At 73.7% G+C, this 22417-nt stretch carries 18 protein-coding genes and 1 pseudogene; 7 read left to right on the top strand and 12 right to left on the bottom strand.

Annotation, left to right across the window (positions count from 1 at the left end; genetic code table 11):
• Positions 1-44: 44 nt before the first annotated feature.
• The 12 genes and pseudogenes from ACVJO7_RS03540 to ACVJO7_RS03485 form a co-directional block, all read right to left on the bottom strand.
• A complete protein-coding gene (locus tag ACVJO7_RS03540; RefSeq protein WP_491671696.1) occupies positions 45-2738 on the bottom strand; it encodes a transglycosylase domain-containing protein in 2694 nt (897 codons plus the stop codon).
• 986 nt (positions 2739-3724) lie between these two features.
• Positions 3725-3907, bottom strand: a complete 183-nt coding sequence (locus ACVJO7_RS03535; protein WP_491671695.1) for a hypothetical protein — start codon at positions 3905-3907, stop codon at positions 3725-3727.
• 172 nt (positions 3908-4079) lie between these two features.
• Entirely contained in the window at positions 4080-5021 is a 942-nt protein-coding gene (locus ACVJO7_RS03530; protein WP_491671694.1) for a substrate-binding domain-containing protein, read from the bottom strand.
• A 131-nt stretch (positions 5022-5152) separates the two neighbouring features.
• Positions 5153-7258 carry a sensor histidine kinase gene (locus ACVJO7_RS03525; RefSeq protein ID WP_491671693.1) on the bottom strand — a complete coding sequence of 702 codons (2106 nt, stop codon included), beginning with the start codon at positions 7256-7258 and terminating at the stop codon, positions 5153-5155.
• Positions 7259-7461: 203 nt separating this feature from the next.
• Positions 7462-8724, bottom strand: coding sequence for a sugar ABC transporter permease (locus tag ACVJO7_RS03520; RefSeq protein ID WP_491671692.1), 1263 nt, complete (start codon positions 8722-8724; stop codon positions 7462-7464).
• On the bottom strand, positions 8721-9491 hold the full coding sequence (locus ACVJO7_RS03515) for an ATP-binding cassette domain-containing protein (RefSeq protein WP_491671691.1): 771 nt from the start codon (positions 9489-9491) through the stop codon (positions 8721-8723). The genes ACVJO7_RS03520 and ACVJO7_RS03515 overlap by 4 nt, the downstream gene beginning before the upstream one ends.
• Positions 9488-10591, bottom strand: coding sequence for a substrate-binding domain-containing protein (locus ACVJO7_RS03510; RefSeq protein WP_491671690.1), 1104 nt, complete (start codon positions 10589-10591; stop codon positions 9488-9490). Before ACVJO7_RS03510 ends, ACVJO7_RS03515 begins: the two co-directional genes overlap by 4 nt.
• The gene (locus ACVJO7_RS03505) at positions 10588-11256 is read right to left on the bottom strand and encodes a histidine phosphatase family protein (protein WP_491671689.1); all 669 of its coding nucleotides are present in this window, start codon (positions 11254-11256) and stop codon (positions 10588-10590) included. Before ACVJO7_RS03505 ends, ACVJO7_RS03510 begins: the two co-directional genes overlap by 4 nt.
• Positions 11253-12287: a 2-hydroxyacid dehydrogenase gene (locus ACVJO7_RS03500; RefSeq protein WP_491671931.1), complete on the bottom strand. Its 1035-nt coding sequence runs from the start codon at positions 12285-12287 to the stop codon at positions 11253-11255. Before ACVJO7_RS03500 ends, ACVJO7_RS03505 begins: the two co-directional genes overlap by 4 nt.
• A complete protein-coding gene (locus tag ACVJO7_RS03495) occupies positions 12265-13812 on the bottom strand; it encodes an FGGY-family carbohydrate kinase (RefSeq protein ID WP_491671688.1) in 1548 nt (515 codons plus the stop codon). Before ACVJO7_RS03495 ends, ACVJO7_RS03500 begins: the two co-directional genes overlap by 23 nt.
• Positions 13805-14539, bottom strand: a complete 735-nt coding sequence (locus ACVJO7_RS03490) for an FGGY-family carbohydrate kinase (RefSeq protein ID WP_491671930.1) — start codon at positions 14537-14539, stop codon at positions 13805-13807. The genes ACVJO7_RS03495 and ACVJO7_RS03490 overlap by 8 nt, the downstream gene beginning before the upstream one ends.
• A 93-nt stretch (positions 14540-14632) precedes the next feature.
• Positions 14633-15326 (bottom strand): annotated as a pseudogene (locus ACVJO7_RS03485) (FGGY family carbohydrate kinase); the annotation flags it as partial.
• Positions 15327-15519: 193 nt separating this feature from the next.
• Here ACVJO7_RS03485 and ACVJO7_RS03480 point away from each other — a divergent pair.
• The 7 genes from ACVJO7_RS03480 (at position 15520) to ACVJO7_RS03450 (ending at position 22411) form a co-directional block, all read left to right on the top strand.
• The gene (locus ACVJO7_RS03480; RefSeq protein WP_491671687.1) at positions 15520-16326 is read left to right on the top strand and encodes a DeoR/GlpR family DNA-binding transcription regulator; all 807 of its coding nucleotides are present in this window, start codon (positions 15520-15522) and stop codon (positions 16324-16326) included.
• Between the two features lie 157 nt (positions 16327-16483).
• Positions 16484-18535: a threonine--tRNA ligase gene (gene thrS, locus ACVJO7_RS03475; protein ID WP_491671686.1), complete on the top strand. Its 2052-nt coding sequence runs from the start codon at positions 16484-16486 to the stop codon at positions 18533-18535.
• 9 nt (positions 18536-18544) lie between these two features.
• Positions 18545-19120 carry an HIT family protein gene (locus tag ACVJO7_RS03470; RefSeq protein ID WP_491671685.1) on the top strand — a complete coding sequence of 192 codons (576 nt, stop codon included), beginning with the start codon at positions 18545-18547 and terminating at the stop codon, positions 19118-19120.
• Positions 19121-19163: 43 nt separating this feature from the next.
• Positions 19164-19778: a phosphatidylinositol phosphate synthase gene (gene pgsA, locus ACVJO7_RS03465; protein WP_491671684.1), complete on the top strand. Its 615-nt coding sequence runs from the start codon at positions 19164-19166 to the stop codon at positions 19776-19778.
• On the top strand, positions 19771-20688 hold the full coding sequence (locus tag ACVJO7_RS03460; protein WP_491671683.1) for a phosphatidylinositol mannoside acyltransferase: 918 nt from the start codon (positions 19771-19773) through the stop codon (positions 20686-20688). Before pgsA ends, ACVJO7_RS03460 begins: the two co-directional genes overlap by 8 nt.
• Before the next feature lie 8 nt (positions 20689-20696).
• Complete coding sequence (locus tag ACVJO7_RS03455) at positions 20697-21830, top strand: glycosyltransferase family 4 protein (protein WP_491671929.1); 1134 nt, start codon at positions 20697-20699, stop codon at positions 21828-21830.
• Positions 21827-22411 (top strand): NUDIX hydrolase, encoded by a 585-nt coding sequence (locus tag ACVJO7_RS03450; RefSeq protein WP_491671682.1) that lies wholly within the window; start codon positions 21827-21829, stop codon positions 22409-22411. The genes ACVJO7_RS03455 and ACVJO7_RS03450 overlap by 4 nt, the downstream gene beginning before the upstream one ends.
• Positions 22412-22417 lie beyond the last annotated feature (6 nt).

The raw sequence follows: 22417 nt of genomic DNA, 5'->3' as shown, positions 1-22417 counted from the left end.
CCGCGGGCAGGTTCCGTCGGGCGAGGCACCGGCCCGGCGCCGGGTCAGCCGACGGTGGGTTCCGGGGCGCGCCCGGCATCCTCGCCGGGCTGGCTGTCGGACGGGCCGAGCAACGGCTCGGCGCCCGGCTCCGGGGTGACGGCCGGCTGGTCCTGTTCCGGCGGCGGCTCGGGCAGCTCCTCGGGCGGCGGGGGGAGCTGCTCCTCCGGCGGCGGCGTGGGGGTCGGGGGCGCGCTGCTCGCCGGGGTCGGCTCCGGCGTCTCGGTCGGCTCGTTCGGGCCGAGCGTCGACGGCGGCCGCCCGATCGCGCGGAACGTCGGGAACTCGGCGACCTCGCCGGTGCGGACCGCGCTGGACATGAACTCCTGCCACATGTCGCCGGGCAGGTCCTTGCCGCTGATCGGGGTGCCGGAGGCGTCCCGGATGGGGTCGTTGCGGTCGGTCCCGACCCAGACCGAGGTGGCCAGCCCGGGGGTGAACCCGGCGAACCAGGCGTCGTTGTTCTGGCCCTCGAAGCGGGACTGGACGGTGCCGGTCTTGCCGGCCGCCTCCTGCCCGCGGGGCAGCTGCAGGCCGTCGTTGGGCAGGACGTTCAGCATCGTCTCGGTGACGTTGCGGGCGACCTGCTCGGGGAAGCGCTGCTCGCCCTCGCCGGGGGAGTACTCGTAGAGCACCCGGCCCTCCGAGTCGACGACCTTGGAGACCAGGTGCGGCGCGTGCCAGACCCCGCCGGCGGCGATCGTCGCGTACGCCGACGCGAGCTGGACCGGGGTGACCTCCTTGTTCCCCAGCGGGAGCCGCGCGTCCGGGTTGTCCAGGGACGCGGTGATCCCGGCCAGCCGGGCCGCGTCGGCGACCTTCTGCGGCCCGACCTGGGCGGCGAGCTTGGTGAAGACGACGTTGTTGGAGATCGTCATCGCCTGCTTGAGGTCGCAGGTGGGGCAGTTGGCGCCCTCCGCGTTGCGCAGGCCGGGCCGCTCGGAGCCGTCGAACTCGGTGCCCAGGCCGATCGGCGGGTCCTCCAGCAGGCCGGCGAGCACGGCGAACGGCTTGAACGTCGAGCCGGGCTGCTTGAGCACGCGCGCGTAGTCGAGACCGGTGCCGTTCTCCCCGCCGTAGTAGGCGACGATCCCGCCGGTCCGCGGGTCGATCGCGACGGCGCCGGTGCGCAGCTCCTCGGGCTGGCCCTCCATCTCGGCGCGCACCGCGTCGGTGAGCTGCTGCTGGCGCTGCGGGTCGACGGTCGTGGTGACCTGCAGGCCGCCCTGCGCGAACGCCTGCTCGGAGATGCCCAGCGATCCCAGCTCGGACCGGACCGCGTTGAGGATGTGCCCGCGCTCGTCGGTCAGTGACGACGACCGCGAGGTGTTCTCCGGCGGGATCGTCGCCGGGAACTGCGCGGCGTCCCGGTCCTCCCGGGAGATCCAGCCCTGCTGGGACATGCCGTCCAGCACGAACGCCCAGCGCTGCCGGGCCCGGTCCGGTGCGTTCGCCGGGTCCCAGTTGGACGGCGACTGGATGATCCCGGCCAGCAGCGCACCCTCGCTCGGGGTGAGATCGGCGGCGGGCTTGCCGTAGTAGGCGATGCTGGCGGACTCGATGCCGTACGCGCCGCGCCCGAAGTAGATCGCGTTCAGGTAGTCGTTGAGGATCTCGTCCTTCGACTTCTGCCCGGAGACCTTCAGCGAGACGATCAGTTCCTTGTACTTGCGCCAGTACGTCGCGTCGTTGCCGACCAGGGTGTTCTTGACGTACTGCTGGGTGATCGTCGAGCCGCCGCCCGCGCCGCCGGTGAGCTGGTTGAGCACGGCGCGCAGGATCCCGGTGATGTCGAAGCCGGGGTTCGAGTAGAACGTCCGGTCCTCGGCCGCGAGCACGGCCTCGCGTACGTGCACCGGGATCGCGTCCATCGACACCTTGATCCGGTTGCCCTGCTCGGGGACCAGCCGGGCGAGCTGCTCGCCGTCGGTGTAGGACACGGTCGCGATCTGGTTGTTGACGGCGTCGTCCGGGCTGGGGATCGGGAAGATCAGCCAGCCGATGCCGAGCAGCAGCAGCGGCAGCAGCACGATCGACGCCGCCCCGCCGGCCAGCGAGTAGCGCACCTGCTTGCGACGGCGCGCCGTCCGCTGCTGCGGGGTGAGCGCGGCCTTGGCGTCGGCGTCGAGGATGCCCAGCCGGCGTCGGACGGTGCCGACCCCGGGCCCGACGAGCGCGACCAGGCGGTCCAGGGGACGCTCCGGCTCGGCGCGGCGGCGCCGGCGGTGCGGTGCGGTGAGCGCGGTGTCGTCCGGAACGGCGATCGCGGTGGTGCCGCCGTCGCCCGGTGCCGCGATGGCGGTGGTGCCGGCGTCGGCGGCCGCAGTCGGCTGCCCGGTCGCCGGTGCGGGGCGGCGCCGCCTGCCACTCCGGTGCGCCGCGACGTCGCCGGTCCGTGGTGCCGGGGCTGCGGGGGTGCGGCCCGCCGGGTCCGCGGCGGGGCGGGACCCCGCCGGCCGTGCCGAGGGCGGACCTGCCGGTACTGCGGGGGCTGCCGAACGCGCGGGAGCTGCCGGAGTCCCGGGGACTGCGGGATCCCCCGGGACTGCCGGGGCCCGGCCGGCTGCCGGGCCACGGTCGCCGGTTCCCGGGGCGGGCGCCGGCGCGCCGGAGGGACGCCCGGCGGGGGGCGGCCTGCCGGGGACGGGGGAGCGGCCCGGCCCGGCCGGCGGTGCACCGGCACCGGGCTCGCGCGGCACGGTGCCGCCACGGACGCGGAGCCCGACCCTGGTCGGGCTCCCGGTCCCCGGGGCGCTCCGGCCGTTCGTGACGGGGATCGGTGCGCCGCCCGAGTGCTGCGCGCCGGCGGACGAGGGGGGCGAGTCCGGGGGGCGTGCCGGTCCGGCGGGTCCGCCGGGGGCGGCGGCCCCACCCGGCTGCCGCGGTGCCGCGTGCCGCTGCGGTGCCGGGCGGTCCGCGGGCGCCGCCCCGGGGCGCTGCGACGGTGCGGGGCCGCACTGCTGCGGTGCGGGCCCGGCGAGCCCGTCGGGCGTGCGGCCGGCGTCGGGGAAGGAGCGGTCGCCGTCGGGGGCAGGGCGGCCGTGCCTGGGGACGCCACCGGAACGTCCCGGCCGGGCGTGCTCCCCGGAGTCGTGCCGGCCCCGCGAGCCGGCTTCGCCGTGCTCCGGCCGGGCGATAGCGTCGCTGTCGCGGTGATCGTCGCTGTGGTGGCGGACACCAGCGCGTTCGGCCGTGCGGACGCCCCGGCCCGGCTGTTCGGAATCGTACGGATCGGCCAGGTCGACGGAACGCCGGGACCGCGGGGGCGGGGGCGGGCCTGCGGTCAACCGCTTCTCCTCACGGTCCGGTCGTCGGGGGAGCCCGCCGTAGGGGTCGGGCTCCGGAATCGTCGCGCTCGTCCGGCCAACGATTTGCCGGAGCGTCGCGTTGTGCCGATCTGATCGACATCACTCGAATGTCGGCACGTCACGGGCGTCGTGCGTCGGTGCGTGACCGTTCCGGCCGGGGAGCATCCGCCGCTCGTCCCATCCTGCCTCGGCCGGTCGGCGGACACGGGCTGGGTGACCCGTCCCGTCGAGCAGCGGGCACCTGGGTGCGACGACGTGCAGCGCACCGGGAGCCGGGCGGGCCGGGCGCCGCTGGGCACGAGCCGTACGACGGGCCACCGTCGCCTAACGACGACGGGGCCTCGCGGTTGCGTTCCGCGCCGCGCCGGATGGGCCGTTCAGCCGCCGAGCAGCACCACCATCCGGTCCCGCGGGGCCTCGGCCACCGACAGCGGGCGGACCGTCACGGCCGGCTCGCGCACCCGCTCGTCGGCGTAGGTCCGAAGCAGGCCGATGCCCGGTACGTCGCGGTCACCGACCAGGGCGGTGACCGCGAGGACGTGGCCGTGGTCCTCGGCCACCCAGTACCGGGTGACGCCGAGCTCGTCGGCCCGGCTTCACCGATCGCATGCTGTGAGCCCCGCGTGTCGGACGCCGACGAGCCATCGGCAACGGGGGATCAGATCGATCCCGGAGAGGCCACCCGGCGTGCAGCACCCGCCGCGCTGGCTGACTGCCCCCGGTGTGCGGTGATCACGGGCCAAACCCGGCATCGGCGCAGTGGTCGGCCAGCTCGGGCGGACACATCGTGGCGACCGCCAGGTGCCCGGGTTCGACCAGCGTTCTGCGCAGGTTCTGGCGGGTCACCAGCGTCGGGGAGAACAAGAGGGACGGCGTCCCGAACAAGGTGGTGTCAGCCGCAGGTTGCTCGCCACGGGCGAACGCCCAGGCCACCTCCGCCGCTGCGGTGGAGACCACGTCGATCGGTTTGGAGATCGTGTTGTGCTGCCGGCCCACGACGATCCGATGGACGGCGGAGAGTTCGGCGTCGTTGCCGGTGACCGGCGGCACCGGGATCCGGGCATCGGCGAAGGCCGCGATCACGCCACCCGCCGTCCCGTCGTTCGCCGCGACGACTCCGACGATCCGGTCGCCGTGCAGCGAGATCTGCCCGGCCATCCACTCCTGGGCGGCCGCCGGTTCCCATCCCGGGGTATCGAGCTCCGCGAGCAGCGGGAACCGGGACGGGTCGATCGCGTCGTGGATGCCCTTGCGGATCAGGCTGGCGGCGGCGTCCGACGGTGACCCGTTCACCTGGACCAGCCCGCCGCTCGCCCCGGTCAGTTCCAGGTGCTCGACGAGCGAGGCTGCAATGGCCTCACCGATGGCCTCGTTGTCGTAGGAGATGTAGAAGTCGGCGCCGGCGTCGGGCATGGGCCGGTCGTAGGCGACGACCGGCACGCCCCGGTCGTGTGCCGCCTCGACGATCTCGACGGCGGCGGTCGAGTCGACCGGATCGACGACAAGGACGGCGGCGCCCGTGTCCAGGGCGTCGAGCGCCTGCCGGTGCTGGGCCGCGGTGTCCCCGTCGGCGTTGCCGTAGGCGACCGTGCAGCCGGGGCACAGCGCGGTGAGCCTGGCCTCGAACGCCGGCCGGTCCTGCTGCTCGTAGCGGGTCGATGCCTGGTCGGGCATCAGGAAGGCGATTGTCGTGGCCCCCGGTGCTGCGCCGGCGTCCGTGCCACAGGATGCGGCGGCTCCTGCCGCCAGGACGAGACCGACGGCGACGGCTCGTCGGCGGAGGAGGTCCCGTCGACGGCGGGTGGTCATTCGGAACCCGCCTCCTTCTTCTCGGTGCGGGTCGGCGCGACCTCGACGAAGTCGGTGAACCGGACGTCGCGTGCGACAGGCGATCGGTAGCGACGGTCGCCGCCGTCCCGGCCGTCGATGATCTCGGGTGGGACTGTGACCCGGGCGACGATCCCGGTCGGCTGCCGATGGGCGAGACGGACTGTGACGCCGTGGTGGCGAGCCAGCTTTCCCACGACGAACAGACCCATCCGGCTGGTCAGCCGGATGGTGGGAGCCCACCCGGCATCCAGGGACTCGTTGAGCTGCCGGAGCTCGTCGGGATCGATGCCGATCCCCTCGTCGGCGACGACGACGGTGACCGATCCGTTCGTGTCCAGCAGGCTGCTCACGTCCACGCGCGAGTCGGGCGGCGACATGCTGGTGGCGTTCTCGAGCAGCTCCGCGAGCATGTGCATGATGTCATTCGCGGCGCCGCTGGCGATCGTGAGGTCGGCCGCCGGTGCCACCGTGATCCGGTCGTACTGCTCGACGGCGGAGACCGCGGCGAGCAGCACCTCCCGCAGCGGCACCGGATGGGCGTTGCGGTTGGGCTGGCGGTGCCCGGCCAGGACCATCAGGCTCTCGCACATCCGCCGCATCCGGGTGGCCAGGTGGTCGAGGCGGAACAGCTGGGTGAGCTGTTCGGGGGACCGCTCGCGGTTCTCCATCGCCTCGATGTGGACGAGCTGCCGGTCGACCAGCCCCTGCACCCTGCGGGACAGGTTCACGAACGTCGTGTTGATCTCGGCGTGCATGGTCGCCTGCTCGATCGCCAGGCGGACGGTCTCGGAGTGGACGGCGTCGAACGCTCGGGCCACCTGGCCGATCTCGTCCGCGGAGGTGATCGGGATCGGTTCGACCGCGGCCTGCGCCAGCTTGCCCGAGCGCAGTCCGAGGACCGTGGCGGGAAGCCTGCGCTGCGCGACCTCGAGTGCGGCGTCGCGCAACCGGTGCAGCGAACGGGTCAGTCCACGCGCCAGCAGCGCTACCACCGCCGCTGCGGTGAGCAGCGCGACGAGCAGCAGCACGACGTTGAGCACGGCGAGCTCAGTGGTCCGCGAGACGTCGTTCAGGGCCACCCCGGTCAGCTCGGCACGGATCCGCTCCTGTGCGGTGTCGATCTCCGCGACGACCGATCCGAGGACCGGGTCCGTGCGCTGCGACGTCGTCGCGGGCAGCGGAGGGCCGTCCGGTGCCTCCCTCAGCACATCTTGCACGGTGACGCTGCGGGTGTTGTTCGACCGACCGCTCACGAACGAGGCGAACTCGACGCGGCGATCGGGGGTGAGGAAGTCCTGGAAGTCCGTGAGGCCGTCGGTGAGGCGGATGTCGCTGGCAGCGAGCGCGGTGAGAGCCGTGCCGGAGGGCTCCGCCGATCCCGTGGCCGCCTGGATCAGCGCGAGCTGCAGGGTCGTCTCCTGGCGCGGGCCGGAGAGGAGGTCGATCATCCGGGCGTGGGCGCTCACCCCTGGCGTGTTGATGCCCAGCAGCAGTGTCGAGCTGAGCTGGTCGCTCTGCCGCAGGATGTCGGAGTAACGGGTGACGACGGTGGTCGGCGGCGCCGCCGAGTTCGCGGCCAGGTCACGGAGCTCCGGCAGCAGCGCCCACGCCTCGGCGGCCTGCCGCTGGGCGACGGGGAGCCCGGGCAGCGGATGTTCGGCGATGAGGGCGGCCAGCCCGGCCTTCACCGTGCGGATCGCCTCGTCGACCGACTCACCGTGGGCCAGCAGCACCTGGGGATCCCCGCTCCGGCCCGCGGCCACGAACGAGACGCCGGCCAGGCGCTCCGCCTGCAGGTGGCGCATCAGGCCGGTGACGTCCTGCTGGAGCGCGGCGAAGCGCACGATGCGCTCCGACTCGGTCGCCCCCGCGGTCAGGTCCGCGATCCGGAGACCGCCGAGCGCCGCAGTGAGCAGGCCGGGGAGCATGAGCGCGACGGTCAGGCGGGTGCCGATACCCCAGTCCCGGGGTGAGCGCCACCGGATCGCCCGGATGCGGTCGAACAGCCGGCCGGATCGGGTGCCGTCGCCGTCGGCCGGGTCCGGATCCGGGGTCGACGTCGTCGTCCAGTGGCTAGCCATGGTGGTCGCTGGACGGTCGGCGGGTGTACGGGTGCAGCGAGCAAACCCGCCGCTCGCCGTCCCTCAGGCGGGGGCGAGCGCGATGGTGTGGGTCGTCGGTGATCCGGTGCCGGCGGGGCATGCGAGTCGGTCCGTCCTGGGAGAAGCGGTGGAACCGGCGCCCGGCCGTGGGCTGCGAGCCGGGCGCCGGAGACGGGTGGGGCTCAGGCGCGTCCGTGGCTGGCTCGGCTCCGTCGGGCGACGGAATCGAGTGCGACGGCCAGCGCGAGGACCACGCCGGTCACTATGAACCGGAAGCTGGAATCGAGGTTGAGCAGCGTCAGCCCGCTGGAGATCGACTGAATGACGACCACCCCGAGCAGCGCGGCGAAGGCGCTGCCCCGGCCGCCGAACAGGCTGGTACCGCCGATCACCGCGGCGGCGATGGCGTTCAGGTTGACGTCGGCGGTGCCGGTGCTCTGATTTGCGGCCGCCAGCCGGGCCGCGGCGAGAACCCCGCCCAGCGCGGCGAGGCTCGAGCAGAGGACGAACGCGGACACCAGTACCGAATTGACCCGGATGCCCGCGCGGCGGGCAGCCTCGGCGTTGCCGCCGACCGCGTAGATCGCCCGGCCCCAGCCGGTGCGCCGCAGCAGGTGGTCGAGCACGACCACCAGCGTCACGAAGACCACGAACATCCAGCCGAGGCCGCGGGCCAGGTTGAGGTACCACACCAGCGTGAGCAGGCCGGCGAGTACCAACCCGCTCTGGGTGAGCAGCAGCGGTGTGGACCGGGCGGAGAGCCCGGCCGCGACCCGCCGCCGGGCCTCGGACCAGCGGCCGGCGAACAGCCCGCCCGCGGCGACGACGGCCAGCACGTAGGACAGCCACTCGGGTACGAACGCCAGCTGTGCGTAGAACACCAGCGGCGAGCTGAACGGCAGGTTGATCGCGCCCTGGGCGCCGAGCAGCCACAGCTGGACGCCCAGGACGGCCAGCAGACCCGCCAGGGTGGCCACGAAGCTCGGGACCCCGAAGCGGGTCACCATCAGCGCGTAGAGCGCACCGACGGCGGCGCCCGCCAGCACCGCGGAGACCACCGAGAGAGCGAGCGGCCAGCCCTGCTGCACGAACGTGACCGCGGTGATCGCGGCCGCGACACCGCTGACCGACCCGACCGAGAGATCGATCTGGCCGACGAGCAGCACGCACACCACGCCCAGCGCGATCGTGCCGACCGCGACGCACTCCATCGTGAGGTTCACGAGGTTGGTGGGGGAGAGGAACACCGGGTTGAGGACCTGGAACACCGTCCAGATCACGATCAGTCCGGCGACCACGGGGAGCACACCCAGATCGCCGGAGCGGATCCGGTCCACCGCGGAGGTGAGCATCCCGCGCAGCCCGGATTCGGCGCGGAGCCGCTCGTCCTGCCGGTCGAGCGCGGCGGGCGCGGCCGGCCCGGTGGGTTCGGTCGTCTCGGTCATGGGGTTGCGCTCCTCGCGTCGGTGCGTGTGCCGGCCGCGTGGTCGGTGGCGCCGGTGATCGCGGCGACCAGTTCCTCGGTAGTCACCGTTGCGGCGTCGAAGAAGCCGTTGTTGCGACCGAGCCGTAGCACGGCGACGCGGTCGGCGACGGCGCGCACGTCGTCCATGTTGTGGCTGATCATGATCACGCCGAGGCCGCGTTCACGGAGCCGGCGGATGAGGGCGAGTACCTCGGCCGTCTGCGCGACCCCCAGCGCGGCCGTCGGCTCGTCGAGGATGACGATCCGCGGGGCGCCGAGCAGCGACCGGGCGATCGCGACGGTCTGGCGCTGGCCGCCGGACAGCGATGCGATCGGGATGCGGACCGTGGGGATCCTGGACGACAGCTGGCGGAGCAGTTCCCAGGACCGGACCTCCATCGTCACCTCGTCGAGATGCCGGGGCTTGATCTCCCGGCCCAGGAAGAGGTTCCCGACCACGTCGAGGTTCTCGCACAGCGCGAGGTCCTGGAACACCGTGGCGATGCCCAGCGCCTGGGCGGCCGCCGGCGTGCCGATCTCGACCGGGCTGTCGTCTGAGGTGATGGTCCCGCTGGTCGCCCGGTGCACCCCGGCCAGCACCTTGACCAGCGTCGACTTGCCAGCACCGTTGTCGCCGACCACGGCGACGACCTCACCGGTGGACACCTCCAGGTCGACGGCGGTGAGCGCGGCGACGGCGCCGAAGGTCTTGCTCACCCCGCGCAGGGACAGCAACGTCGCGCTCATCCGATGCCCGCTTCCCGGCACGCGGCCGCGTACTCGCCCGCGCAGAGGGCGTCAGCCTCGATCTCCCCGGAGTCGATCAGGACCTCCTTGATGTTGTCCGCGGTCACGACGGTCGGGGTGAAGAGATCGGCCGGGGTGTCGAACAGGTTGGTGGAACCGGTCGGCGCCTGGTCGTTGACGAAGCCGATCGCAACCTCGGCGGCCGCCTCGGCCACCGTCGTGATCGGCTTGGAGATGGTGTTGTACTGGTCGCCCGCGAGGATGCGCTGGGCGGCTGCCACCTCGGCGTCGTTGCCGGTGACGGCCGGCAACGGGGCGACACCCGCGGCCTTGAACGCGGCGATGGCACCGCCGCCGGTGCCGTCGTTGGCGGCGACGACCCCGGCGATCCGGTCCCCGAAGCGGGTGATCTGCCCGCTCGTCCAGTCCTGGGCCCTGGCCGGCTCCCAGCCGGGGGTGTCGAACTCGGCCAGCAGCTCCAACCCGCTGGCGTCGACCGCGGTGTGGATCCCGGTTTTGATCAGACCCGCGGCCGCGTCGGTCGGTGAGCCGTTGATCTGCAGGATGCCGCCCTGTGCGCCGTCCGCGGCGAGCTTGTCGACGAGCGACTGGCCGATCATTCGGCCGATCTCCTCGTTGTCGAAGGAGACGTAGTAGTCGGCGCCGGTCGGGATGGGCCGGTCGTAGGCGATCACCGGTACCCCCTGGGCCCTGGCGGCCTCGACGATGCCCGCCGCCGCGGCGCTGTCGACCGGGTCGAGGACCATCGCGCTCACATCCTGCGCCAGTGCCGAGTTGGCCTGCTGCTGCTGCTGCGCGGCGTCGGAGTCGGCGTTGGCGTAGACGACCTCGCAGCCCGGGCACAGCTCGGTGACCTTGGCCTCGAACTTCGGCCGGTCGGCCAGCTCGTAACGGGTGGAGGCGAGGTCGGGCATCAAGAACGCGATCTTTGCTTGCGCCGCGTCGTCGCCTGCCGGCCCGGCGGCATCGCCGGACACGTCGGCGCAGGCGGTGAGTGCGGTGATGCTCAGCGCGGCGGTGACCGCCACGGCGGCCCTGCGGATCACACGGTGGCGAGCGGGTCCACTCGGGGGGATCATGGTCGTCTCCTCGTGGTGCTGTGGCTGGTTAACGGGGGGAAGTCGTGCGCCGGGTCGGGAAGGGGGACGTTCAGCCCGAACAGCGATGCCGGGCCGGGGCCTCCCGGGCGCAGGACGATCTCGGTGATCGCGACGTTGTCGAGCCGGGGGAACAGGGTCCGGTAGTGCGCGAGCGGTAGCCCGATCACGGTGCAGAGGGCCAGCCGCAGCAGCGTGCTGTGCGCGACGACGAGCACGGTCCGGTCCGGGTGCCGGCCTGCGATCGCGGCCAGGGCGGCGGCGCCGCGGACGGCGGCGGCGGCCGGGTCCTCGGATCCGGGGAAGTGGTTGCCGACGGGGTCGCTCCGGAACGCCTCGGCGACGGCCGGATCGAGGTCGGCGAGCCGGCGACCCTCAGCGGTGCCGAACGAGACCTCGCGGAGCCCGTCCTCGATCTCCAGCTCGACGCCCCGGGCGGCGGCGGCCGGGGTGGCCGTCTCGACGGCGCGCCGGACCGGGGAGCTGACGACGGCGTCGATCGTCCGGAACCGGTGCAGCGTGGCCAGGTGCAGGGACTGCCGGCACCCGGCCGGGGTCAGGTCGATGTCGGTGCCGCCGCCGGCGTAGCGGTTGTCCGCGTGCCACTCGGTCTCGGCGTGCCGGGCGAGCAGCAGCCGGGTGGTCACGACGTCGCCGCCAGGGCGGCGGGATTGGCACAGTGCAGCGGCCGGTCGCCTCGGCGCCAGCGGGCGACGTCGCCCGCGAGGATCCGGCTCGCCCGCTCGGCCACCGCCCGGCTCGCGCCGGCCAGGTGCGGTGTGATCACGAGGTTCGGTGCCCCACGCAGCGGGTGGTCGACCGGGAGCGGCTCGATGTCGACGACGTCGAGACCCGCTGCGAACAGGTGCCCGCTGCGCAGGGCGTCGGCCAGCGCCGCGTGGTCGAGGAGCGCTCCGCGGGCGGCGTTGACCAGTACCGCGCCGGTCCGCATCGAGGCCAGTGCCGTGGCGTCGATCATTCCGCTGGTCTCGTCGGACACCCTGGCGTGCAGCGACACCACCGCGCAGGAGGCGAGCAGCGTGTGGAGATCGACACGTCGAGCACCTGCGGGGAGGTCGGAGGCCGGCGCGTACGGGTCGTGGACCAGCACGGTGGCGCCCATCCCCAGCAGCGCGAGCGCGACCCGCCTGCCGACCGCTCCCGCCCCGATGAGGCCGACCGTGCTGCCGGCCAGCTCCAAGCCCGCCTGGTCGTAGGTGTAGAGCGATCTGTCCCAACGCCCAGCCGCGACCCCGGCGTTACTCTGCGGGATGCGTCGCATCGCGGCGAGCATCAGACCGATCGTGTACTCGGCGGTGGCCGTCGCGTTGCGCCCGGGGGCGAAGGTGACCGCGACCCCGTGTTCGGTCGCGGCGCCGAGATTGACGTTGACCGGGCCACCGCGGGCGACGGCGAACAGCTCCAGGTCGGGACAGGCGCGCACCACCCGCTGAGTCAGCGGTGCCATATGCGTCAGGCAGACCCGGACGCCCTGTAACGCCTCGATCATCTCCTCCTCGGAGCCGGACGCCTCGTCGACCTCGGCGATCGGCCCGAAGGGCACGTGCGGCCACGCGAGCTCCAGCTCACGCAGCTCCCACTCCCCGCCGGCGGTCGCCAGATCGACCGCGAGCAACCGGTTGAGGACGAAGTGGTCACCCGCCAGCAGCGTGTGAATCCGGTCGGTCATCGACCTTCCCCTCGGTACGTGTGATGGCGTGGTCGGCCAGATCGGTGTCGATCCAGCCCCGGCTGTGCAGTTCGGTGACGAACCGGGCGTGAGCTGTGGCGAGCTCGGCATGCCGGAACGGGTCGGGGTGGAGGACCCGGGTGAGGTGCACCATCCGATGGGCCGCACCGACCAGGTCGCCGGTGCGCGAACCGGCGGCCAGGACGGCCATCCCGGCGGCCGCGTCGGCGGTGCGCGGGAGCATCACCGACCGCCCGAGCAGGTCGCAGCGCAGCTGGCTCCACCACCGGTTGCGGGTTCCGCCACCGGTGAGGGTGATCCGGCCGCCGGTCTCGGCGCCGATGTGGTCGAGCAGATCGAAGCAGAGCCGTTCGACGTGGGCGACCCCGCGGCAGACCGCGGCGAACGCCGTGGGCTCGTCCTCGGTACCGGTCAGCCCGAACCCTCGTGCATCGGTCGCCACGAACGGGAACCGCTCGCCGCGTCCGGTCAGCGGGTAGCACAACGGGACGTCGGTGACCTGCGCGGCGGCCGCCGCGAGGCGGTCGAGGTCGCGGCCGCGGAACGACGCCGCGATCGCAGCGGCCCCGGTGCTCGACGCCCCGCCGGGGAACCACAGCGGCTGCCGCCCGTCGTCGTGCGGGGCGAGATGGCTGTAGAGCGCGCGGGTCGGGTCGGCGAGCGGGGCCGGGGCGACGCCCTTCAAGGTCAGCGTCGTCCCCAGGACCGAGTTCCAGGAGCCGCGGGTCAGCACGCCCGCGCCGAGTTGGGCGGCGCAGCCGTCGGTCATCCCGGCGATGACCGGGGTGCCGGGTGGGAGACCGGTCCGGTCCGCCGCGTCGGAGCACACCGTTCCCAGAACGGTGCCGGACCGCACGACCGGCGGCAGCACGCCGGGATCGATCCCCAGGTCGGCCATGACGTCGTGCGGCCAGTCCCGGGTGGTGAGGTCGATGCCGCTCTTCAGCGCGTGGCTGGTGTCGGCGGCGACCGGCCTGCCGACCAGCTGGGTGGTGATCGTGTCGGGTTGGTGGGCCAGCCGGGAGCCCTCGGCGAGCAGGCCGTGGTCCCGCCACCACAGCAGCTTCGGCAGGGCCCAGCTCGGTTGCATCCGGTAGCCCGATCGCGACCAGATGTGGCCACCGGCGTCGGTCGCCTCGATCGCCAGGATCCCGGCCCGGCGGTCGTCGTACATGAGCCCGGTGGTGCGGACGGTGCCGTCCGGAGCGGTCAGGACGACGGTGCCGGAGGTCCCGTCGACGGCGATCCCGCCGATGGCCGCGCGGTCCGCCGCGGTGAGGGCCGCGCAGACCTCGGCCAGCGCGTTCGCGGCGGCCACCCACCACTGTGCCGGGTCCTGCTCGTGGTGGGTCCCGGAGCGCGTGCTGGTGAGCGGGCGCGCCGCGGCGGCGAGCTCGGTCCCGGCGTCGTCGAGCGCGATTGCGCGCACGCTCTGGGTGCCGAGATCGACCCCCACCCAGACGGCCCCGTCGGCTCGGGAGCGGTCAGCCATCGGAGCGCCTCCTCCGGGAGCGGCCCCACCGGGCCCAACGATCGGCGACCAGGTCCCGGGTCGCGTGGAACTCCGCATAGTCGTCGCTGTAGCGGTCGTACAGGTCCTTGTCCGGGACGAACCGGTCGCGTTCGCGGACCAGCGCGGTGGCCGCGGCGTCCGGGCCGGGGTGCTCGCCGAGCGCGACGAGCGCCGCGATCAACGCGCCCTTCGCTCCGGTCTGCGCGTCAGTGGTGCGGACCGTGTCGATGCCGCAGACGTCGGCGATGATCTGGCACCACACCGCGCTGGCCGCCCCCCCGCCGCAGAGCCGCAGCTCGCTCGGTTCCCCCGGCGCTGCGTCGAGGCAGTGCCGGACCAGGTGGGCGAGGCCCTCCAGGACGGCGCGGGCGAGCTGCGGTCTGCCGTGCCCGAGGGTGAGTCCGGTGAGCACTCCGGTGGCGGCGACGTCGAGGAACGGCGCACGCTCGCCGGACGGCGCCAGGTAGGGGAGCAGGCGGAGCCCGTCGGCGCCCGGAGGTGAGCCGTCGGCGAGCTCGGAGACCGCGGCGGGCCCCGGGAGGCCGAGCAGCGTGGCCAGCCACTCCACCACCTCGCACCCGGCCAGCGTCGGGAACGCCCTGAGGTAGCGCCCGGCAGGCCGGACGGCGAAGGTGAGCCCGTGCGGAGGGCCCGCCCGGCCGGTATCGGTGGTGACGACCTCGGTGCACAACGTGGTGCCGAGCACGCAGACGGCCTGCCCGGGGCGGGTGGCCCCGCTACCGGCGGCGGTCGCGACGACGTCGTAGGGCGCGAGGACGACCGGGATCCCGGCCCGCACACCGAGCACCGCCGCCGCCTCCGCCGCGAGCGGGTGCGTGGTCGCGCCGCCTGCCTGCAACGGGGGGAGGACGCGTCGGTACCGCTCGAGCCCGTACAGGGTGGCGAGCTCGTCGGCGTAGCCGCCGTGGTGCAGGTCGAGCCAGGAAGCCGACATCTCCGACGGGTCGACCGCGGTGTGCCCGGTCAGTTTGAGCAGTAGCCAGCCGCCACAGGTGGTCGCGGTCGCCGCGGCGCGCAGCGACTCCGGCTCGTCCCGGGCGAGCGCCAGCATCAGCGGGGCTGAGAGCCCGGCCGACTGTTCGGACCCGGTGATCCGGTACGCCTTGTGGGACAGCCCGTCGACCCGCCAGCGGTCCACGATCGGAGTCGCCGTCGTTCCACAGGATGGCGGGTCGGACGGGGCGGTGGTCGGGGCCGACGAGCCAGAGCCCGTCGCCCTGCGCGGTGAGTGCGATCAGCCGTACCGGGCGGTCGATCCGGGCGACGAGGCCGGAGACGGTCTCGACGACGGCGGCCCAGACATCGTCCATGTCCTGCTCGGCCCGGCCCGGGGCCGGCCGGTGGACCGCGGTGCGGTGTCGTTGCACCGCGATCTCCCTGCTGCCGGAGTCGAAGGCCACCGCCTTGATGACCGTGGTCCCCGCGTCGACGCACACGGCGACGGAGCGATCGGTGATCGAGCTGCTCGCCATCACCGGACCCCCTTCGCTTCAGCTGTGTCGCTGTTCACAATCCAACACTACTGTGCGAGAAAATAACAAGTACAAGTGGGGTTTTAACGTCAATCAGTGTTATATCAACGAGCAGTAGTGAGGCAGAGCGGCTCGGAGCCAGTGGTCGCGGTACCGTTCCGGCGCCAGGAGGTCCGAGGGGAGGGCGTCGGAGGTGAGTCAGAACCCGATCGTCGATCCGGCAGCCCGTCCCTCCGGGCCCGATGAGCGGCAGGCGCTGATCACAGATCTGGTGATCGGCAGGGGCAGCGTCGCCGCCCAGGAGCTGGCCGACGCATTCGGCGTCTCGCTGATGACCGTGCACCGTGACCTCGACGAGCTGCAGCGCCAGGGCGTGCTGCGCAAGTCGCGGGGTGTCGCCAACGCGCAGCCCACCGGGGTGTTCGAGTCGAACGTCACCTACCGCACGAAGGTCAACAGCGAGGCGAAGCGGCAGATCGCCGCCCGCGCCTGCCGGTACGTCGAGCCGGGGATGTCGGTGCTGCTCGACGACTCGACGACCGCCGCGCAGATGCTCCCCCACCTCGCGGACCTGGCGCCGCTGACCGTCGGCACCAACTTCCTGCACGGGCTCGTCGAGCTGACCCGGATGCCGGGCATCGACGTGATGGCGCTGGCCGGGCGCTACGACGCCCAGCACGACTCGTTCCTCGGCGCGGCGTGCGTGGAGGCACTGCAGGCGATGCGTTTCGACGTCGCGTTCGTCAGCACCTCGGCGGTGTGCGAGGGCTACGCCTTCCACCAGGAGGACCACATCGTCGCGGTGAAGCGCGCGATGGTCGCCGTCGCCGCCCGCAGCCACCTGCTGATCGACCACACCAAGCTCGTCCGCAGTGCGCTGCACCGGCTGGCGCCGCTGGACGCCTTCGCCGCGGTGGTGATCGACTCCGGCGTCTCCGACGACCAGGTGGTGGAGCTGGAGGGGCACGGCGTCCGGGTCGACGTGGCGGCCGCCGGGTAGTCGCCGGTCGGCCCGGGGGAGCGTGCGCCGGCGGCCCGGACCGGCGCCGCGGCCGGACGGGGGCCGGTGCCCGTCATCCGATGTCGGACCCCCGACTAGCATCGGCCGGACTTCCTCGCCGGAGCCCACCCGAACCGCACGCCCTGGAGGCCGCACCGTGTCCGCACCGCCCGCCCCGCCCGCGTCCGCCCCGATCCGGGTGCCGGCCGGGACGACCGCCGGCGCGCGCGTCCGGGAGGGGGGCCTGCCGACCAGCGGTCCCGAGACGATCGTCGTCGTCCGGGACGCCGAGGGGAACCTGCGCGACCTGGCCTGGGCCCCCGAGGCCGACACCGAGGTCGTCGCGGTGGGCGCGAACACCGAGGAGGGCCGCAGCGTCATCCGGCACTCGGCGGCGCACGTCCTGGCCCAGGCCGTCCAGCAGCTGTTCCCGAAGGCGAAGCTGGGCATCGGCCCGCCGATCACCGACGGCTTCTACTACGACTTCGACGTCGAGGCCCCCTTCACGCCCGAGGATCTGAAGAAGATCGAGTCGGCGATGAAGAAGATCGTCAAGTCCGGTCAGCGGTTCTCCCGGCGCCGGTTCGCCGACCGGGACGAGGCCCGCGCCGAGCTGGCCGACGAGCCGTACAAGCTGGAGCTGGTCGAGCTCAAGGGCAACAGCGACGCCGAGGTCATGGAGGTCGACGCCTCCGGCGAGCTGACGATCTACGACAACGTGCACGCGCACACCGGCGACACCGTCTGGTCCGACCTGTGCCGCGGCCCGCACCTGCCGACCACGAAGTTCATCCCGGCGTTCACGTTGACCCGCAGCGCCGCCGCGTACTGGCGCGGCGACCAGAACAACGCCCAGCTGCAGCGGATCTACGGCACCGCCTGGGAGTCGCAGGAGGCGCTGGACGCCTACCTGGAGCGGATCGCCGAGGCCGAGCGCCGCGACCACCGCAGGCTCGGCACCGAGCTGGACCTGTTCAGCTTCCCGGACGAGATCGGCTCCGGGCTGGCGGTGTTCCACCCGAAGGGCGGGATCGTCCGCAAGGAGCTGGAGGACCTGTCGCGCGAGCGGCACGCCGAGGCCGGCTACGAGTTCGTCTACTCGCCGCACGCCACCAAGGGCCAGCTGTTCGAGCTGTCCGGGCACCTGCAGTGGTACGCCGAGGGCATGTACCCGCCCATGCAGCTCGACGCGGAGTACACCGCCGACGGCGAGCTGCGGCGGCCGGCCGTCGACTACTACCTCAAGCCGATGAACTGCCCGATGCACAACCTGATCTACCGGTCGCGCGGGCGCTCGTACCGCGAGCTGCCGCTGCGGCTGTTCGAGTTCGGCACCGTCTACCGGTACGAGAAGTCCGGCGTCGTGCACGGTCTCACCCGGGCCCGCGGCTTCACCCAGGACGACGCGCACATCTACTGCACCCGCGAGCAGATGGGCGACGAGATCCGCAGCCTGCTCCAGTTCGTGCTGGACCTGCTGCGCGACTACGGCCTCGACGACTTCTACCTCGAGCTCTCCACCCGCAACCCGGAGAAGTCCATCGGCGACGACGCGTCGTGGGCCGAGGCGACCGAGGCGCTGCGGACCGCGGCCGAGAGCTTCGGCCTGGAGCTGCGGGACGACCCGGGCGGCGCCGCGTTCTACGCGCCGAAGATCTCGGTGCAGGCGCGCGACGCGATCGGCCGCTACTGGCAGATGTCCACCATCCAGGTCGACCTGATGCTGCCGGACCGCTTCGAGCTGGAGTACACCGCGCCGGACGGCTCGCGGCAGCGCCCGGTGATGATCCACCGCGCGCTGTTCGGGTCGATCGAGCGGTTCTTCGGCGTGCTGACCGAGCACTACGCGGGCGCGTTCCCGGCCTGGCTGGCGCCGGTGCAGGTGGTCGGCATCCCGGTCACCGACGGCCAGGAGGACTACGTCCGCGACATCGCGGCCCGCCTGCGGCGCAAGGGCATCCGGATCGACGTCGACGCCGGTGACGACCGCATGCAGAAGAAGATCCGCACGCACACCCTGCAGAAGGTGCCGTTCCTGCTGCTGGCCGGCGCCCGCGACGAGGAGTCCGGCGCGGTCAGCTTCCGGTTCCGGGACGGGTCGCAGCGCAACGGCGTGCCGGTCGACGAGGCGGTCGAGCAGATCGCGTCCTGGGTCGCGTCGCGGACGAACGTCTCGCCGACCGCGGAGAGCTTCGGCACCGGCGCCTAGGATCGGCTCATGGAGCAGGAGTGGGTCCCGCAGGAGGGTGTCGGGACACCCGACGGGTTCGCCCGGCTGTGGACCCCGCACCGGCTGGCCTACATCAAGGGCACGACCGACCCGGGCTGTCCGTTCTGCCGGATCGCCCGGGGCGAGTCGATCGAGGACTCCACCGACCCGGACGCCGACAATCTCGTCGTCGCCCGCGGCGCGGAGGTCTTCGCGCTGCTCAACCTGCACCCGTACAACCCCGGGCACCTGATGGTGCTGCCGTACCGGCACGTCGGTGAGCTGGAGGACCTGACCGGCTCGGAGTCCGCCGAGCTGATGGACTTCACCCGCCAGGCCGTGGTGACGATGAAGAAGGTCGCCGCGCCGCACGCGTTCAACGTGGGGCTGAACCTCGGCCACCTGGCCGGCGGGTCGCTGGCCGACCACCTGCACCAGCACGTCGTCCCGCGCTGGGGCGGGGACGCCAACTTCATCGCCGTCGTCGGCCAGACCAAGGTCATCCCGCAGCTCCTGGCGGAGACCAGGGACCAGCTGGCCGCCGCGTGGGTGAGTCCGCGGCGGGAGGACCCGCGGCCGGACTAGGCTGGAGGCGTCCCGTTCGAGAACCTGGAGCGCACGGCGCACGATGCTGAACATGTTCGCCCGCGGGCACGTCAACCGGCTCACCGACCCGGTCGGCCGCGCTCTGGTCGAGCGCGGTGTCAGCCCGGACGCGGTGACGGTGCTGGGCACCGTCGGCGCGATCGCCGGCTCGCTGGTGTTCCTGCCCGCCGGGTGGCTGGTGCTCGGCGCGGTCGTGGTGACGCTGTTCGTGCTCACCGACCTGATCGACGGCGCCATGGCCAGGGCGCTGGGCGGCGGCACCCGGTTCGGCGCGGTCCTGGACTCCACCTGCGACCGGATGGTCGACGGCGCCCTGTTCGGCGCGCTCGCCTGGTGGGCGCTGACCGGCGGCGCGGAGCCGGTCGCCGGTGCGGCCGCGCTGGTCTGCCTGGTCGGCGGCCAGATCGTGTCGTACGTCAAGGCGCGCGCCGAGTCGGTCGGGCTGACCGCCGAGGGCGGCTTCGTCGAACGGGCGGAGCGGCTGATCCTGGGCCTGCTCGGCGCGTTCGTCTCCGGGCTCGGGGTGCCGTACGCGCTGACCGTCGCGCTGCTGCTGCTGGCCGCCGGAACGGTGGTGACCCTGGGCCAGCGGATCCTGGCGGTGCGGCGCAGCGCCCGCGAGGTGCCCCGTGCCTGAGGTCCGCGGCCGCCTCCGCGAGGCGGTCGCGGGAGCCGGCTACGCCGCGGGCTGGGCGGTGGCCGGCCGGCTGCCCGCCGGCGTCGCCGGGCGGGTGTTCGACGCGGGTGCCGATCTCGCCACCCGCCGGGACGGTCCGGGGGTGCGCCGGTTGCGGGCGAACCTCGCCCGGGTCCGGCCGGACGCCGATCCGGCCGAGCTGGACCGGCTGGTCCGGCGCGCGATGCGCAGCTACGCGCGCTACTGGCGGGAGGCGTTCGCGCTGCCGTCGCTGGACCCGGACGCGCTGCACGCCGCGATGCACCCGCACGCGCACGGTGTCGCCACCTCGCTGGAGCCGCTCGCCCGCGGCCGGGGCGTGCTGTACGCGCTGCCGCACGGCGGGAACTGGGACGTCGCCGGCGTCTACCTGGTCCGCGAGCTGGCCCGGCGCGGGCACGATCCGGTGATCACCACCGTGGTGCAGCGACTGCGTCCGGAGTCGTTGTTCCGCCGGTTCCTGGCCTACCGGCGCGCGCTGGGCTTCGAGGTGGTCGCCGCCGACGACCCGCGCGGGGCGCACCGGGCGCTCACCGCGCGGCTGCGCGCAGGCGGGGTGGCGTGCCTGATCGCCGACCGGGACCTGTCCGGCCGGGGCGTCGACGTGTCGTTCCTCGGCGCGCCCGCCCGGCTCCCGGCCGGTCCGGCGCGGCTGGCCCGCAGCACCGGTGCCGCGCTGCACCCGGCCTACCCGGTGTTCGCCGGCGACGCCTGGGGGGTGCGGGTCGGCGCGGAGATCGCGGTCCCCGCGGAACGGTCGCGGCGGTCCGACGCGAAGGCGGTGCAGGCGCTGGCCGACGCGTTCGGCGAGCTGATCGCCGAACGCCCGGAGGACTGGCACATGCTGCAGCCGATCGGGGCCCCGGCGTGACCGGCGCACTGCGGATCGGGATCGTCTGCCCGTACTCGCTGGACGTCCCCGGTGGCGTGCAGAACCACGTCCTGGACCTGGCGGCCGCGCTGCGCACGCTGGGGCACAGGGTCGAGGTACTGGCCCCGGGCGTGCGGGAGGCGCCGGAGTTCGTCACCCCGCTCGGCCGGGCGGTCGGCGTCCCCTACAACGGCTCGGTCGCCCGGGTCACCTTCGGGCCGCTCACCTACCACCGGGTACGACGCTGGCTGGCCGAGCACGATCTCGACGTGCTGCACCTGCACGAGCCCACCACCGTCAGCGTGTCGGTGCTGGCGCTGCTCGCCGCGGGCGGCCCGATCGTCGTCACCTTCCACACCTCGACCGAGCGGTCCCGCGCGCTCGCCGCGTTCGGCGGGATGATCCGGCCGCTGATGGAGAAGGTGACGGCCCGGATCGCGGTGTCCGCGACCGCCCGGCGGGTGCAGGTCGAGCACCTCGGCGGGGACGCCACCGAGATCCCGAACGGCGTCGACGTCGCCCGGTTCGCCCGCGGACCGGCGCTCGACGAGCTCGTCCCCGGCCTGCCGCGCGGCACCCGGGTCGGGTTCGTCGGCCGGTTCGACGAGCCGCGCAAGGGCATGCCGGTGCTGCTCGACGCGCTGCGTGGGCTGCCGGAGCGGTACCGGGACCTGCGGCTGCTCGTCGTCGGGCGGGGTGACGGCGCCGCGCTGCGCCGGACCGCCGGGCCGGAGCTGGCCGGGCGGATCGACCTGCTCGGCGCCGTCGACGAGCCGACCAAGGCGGCGGCGCTGCGCGCGATGGACGTCTACTGCGCCCCGCACCGGGGCGGCGAGAGCTTCGGGATGGTGCTGACCGAGGCGATGGCGGCCGGCGCGCCGGTGCTGGCCGCCGACATCGAGTCGTTCCGCGCGGTGGTCGGCGGCGGTGCGGGCAGGCTGTTCCGGGCCGGTGACCCGGCCGCGCTCGCCGGTGCGCTGACCGGGCTGCTCGACGACGAGGCCGGCCGGGCCGCGCTCGCCGTCGCCGGGCGGGCCAGGGCGTCGCGCTACGACTGGGCGGTCGTCGCGGCCGAGGTGCTGCGCGTCTACCGGGTGGCGATCGCGGCCGATCCGCGCGCGTCCACCGGGGGTGCGGCGTGACCGGCGGCGCGATGGCAGCCGGCGTGCTGCTGCTGCTCGTCGTGGCGGCACTCACCGTGTGGTGCCTGACACGGGTGCGCAGGCTGCACCGCCTGCACGCCAGGGTGGACGCCGCCCGCAGCGGGCTCGCCGCGGCACTCGCCCGGCGGGTCCGGGTCGCGCTGGAGGTCGCCGAGCTGCTCGACCCGCCGCGCGGGGCGTCGCTCGCGGCCGCGGCGACCGCCGCCGGGGCCGGCTCCGCGCCGGCCGCCGACGGCCGCGACCCGGCCGGGACCAGGGAGTCCCGCGAGATGGCCGAGAACGCGCTGACCAGGGAACTCGCCGCGCTCGGCGGGGCGGTGCCGGACCCGCGGCTGGCCGCCGAGCTGGACGACGCCCAGCAGCTCGTCGTGCTGGCCCGGCGGGTGCACAACGACGCCGTCCGGGACACCCGGATGCTCCGCTCGCGCCGGCTGGTCCGCCGGCTGCACCTGTACGGCACCGCGCCGGAGCCGGTGTACTTCGAGATCGTGGATCCGGAACCCGCGAGTCTCCGGTACCGGGCTGACGTAGGATCGACCCGTCACCGCACCGTCATGTGAGGAGCT

This window comes from Pseudonocardia sp. DxW, assembly GCF_058448985.1.
This window is presented reverse-complemented; position numbering and strand designations above follow the sequence as displayed.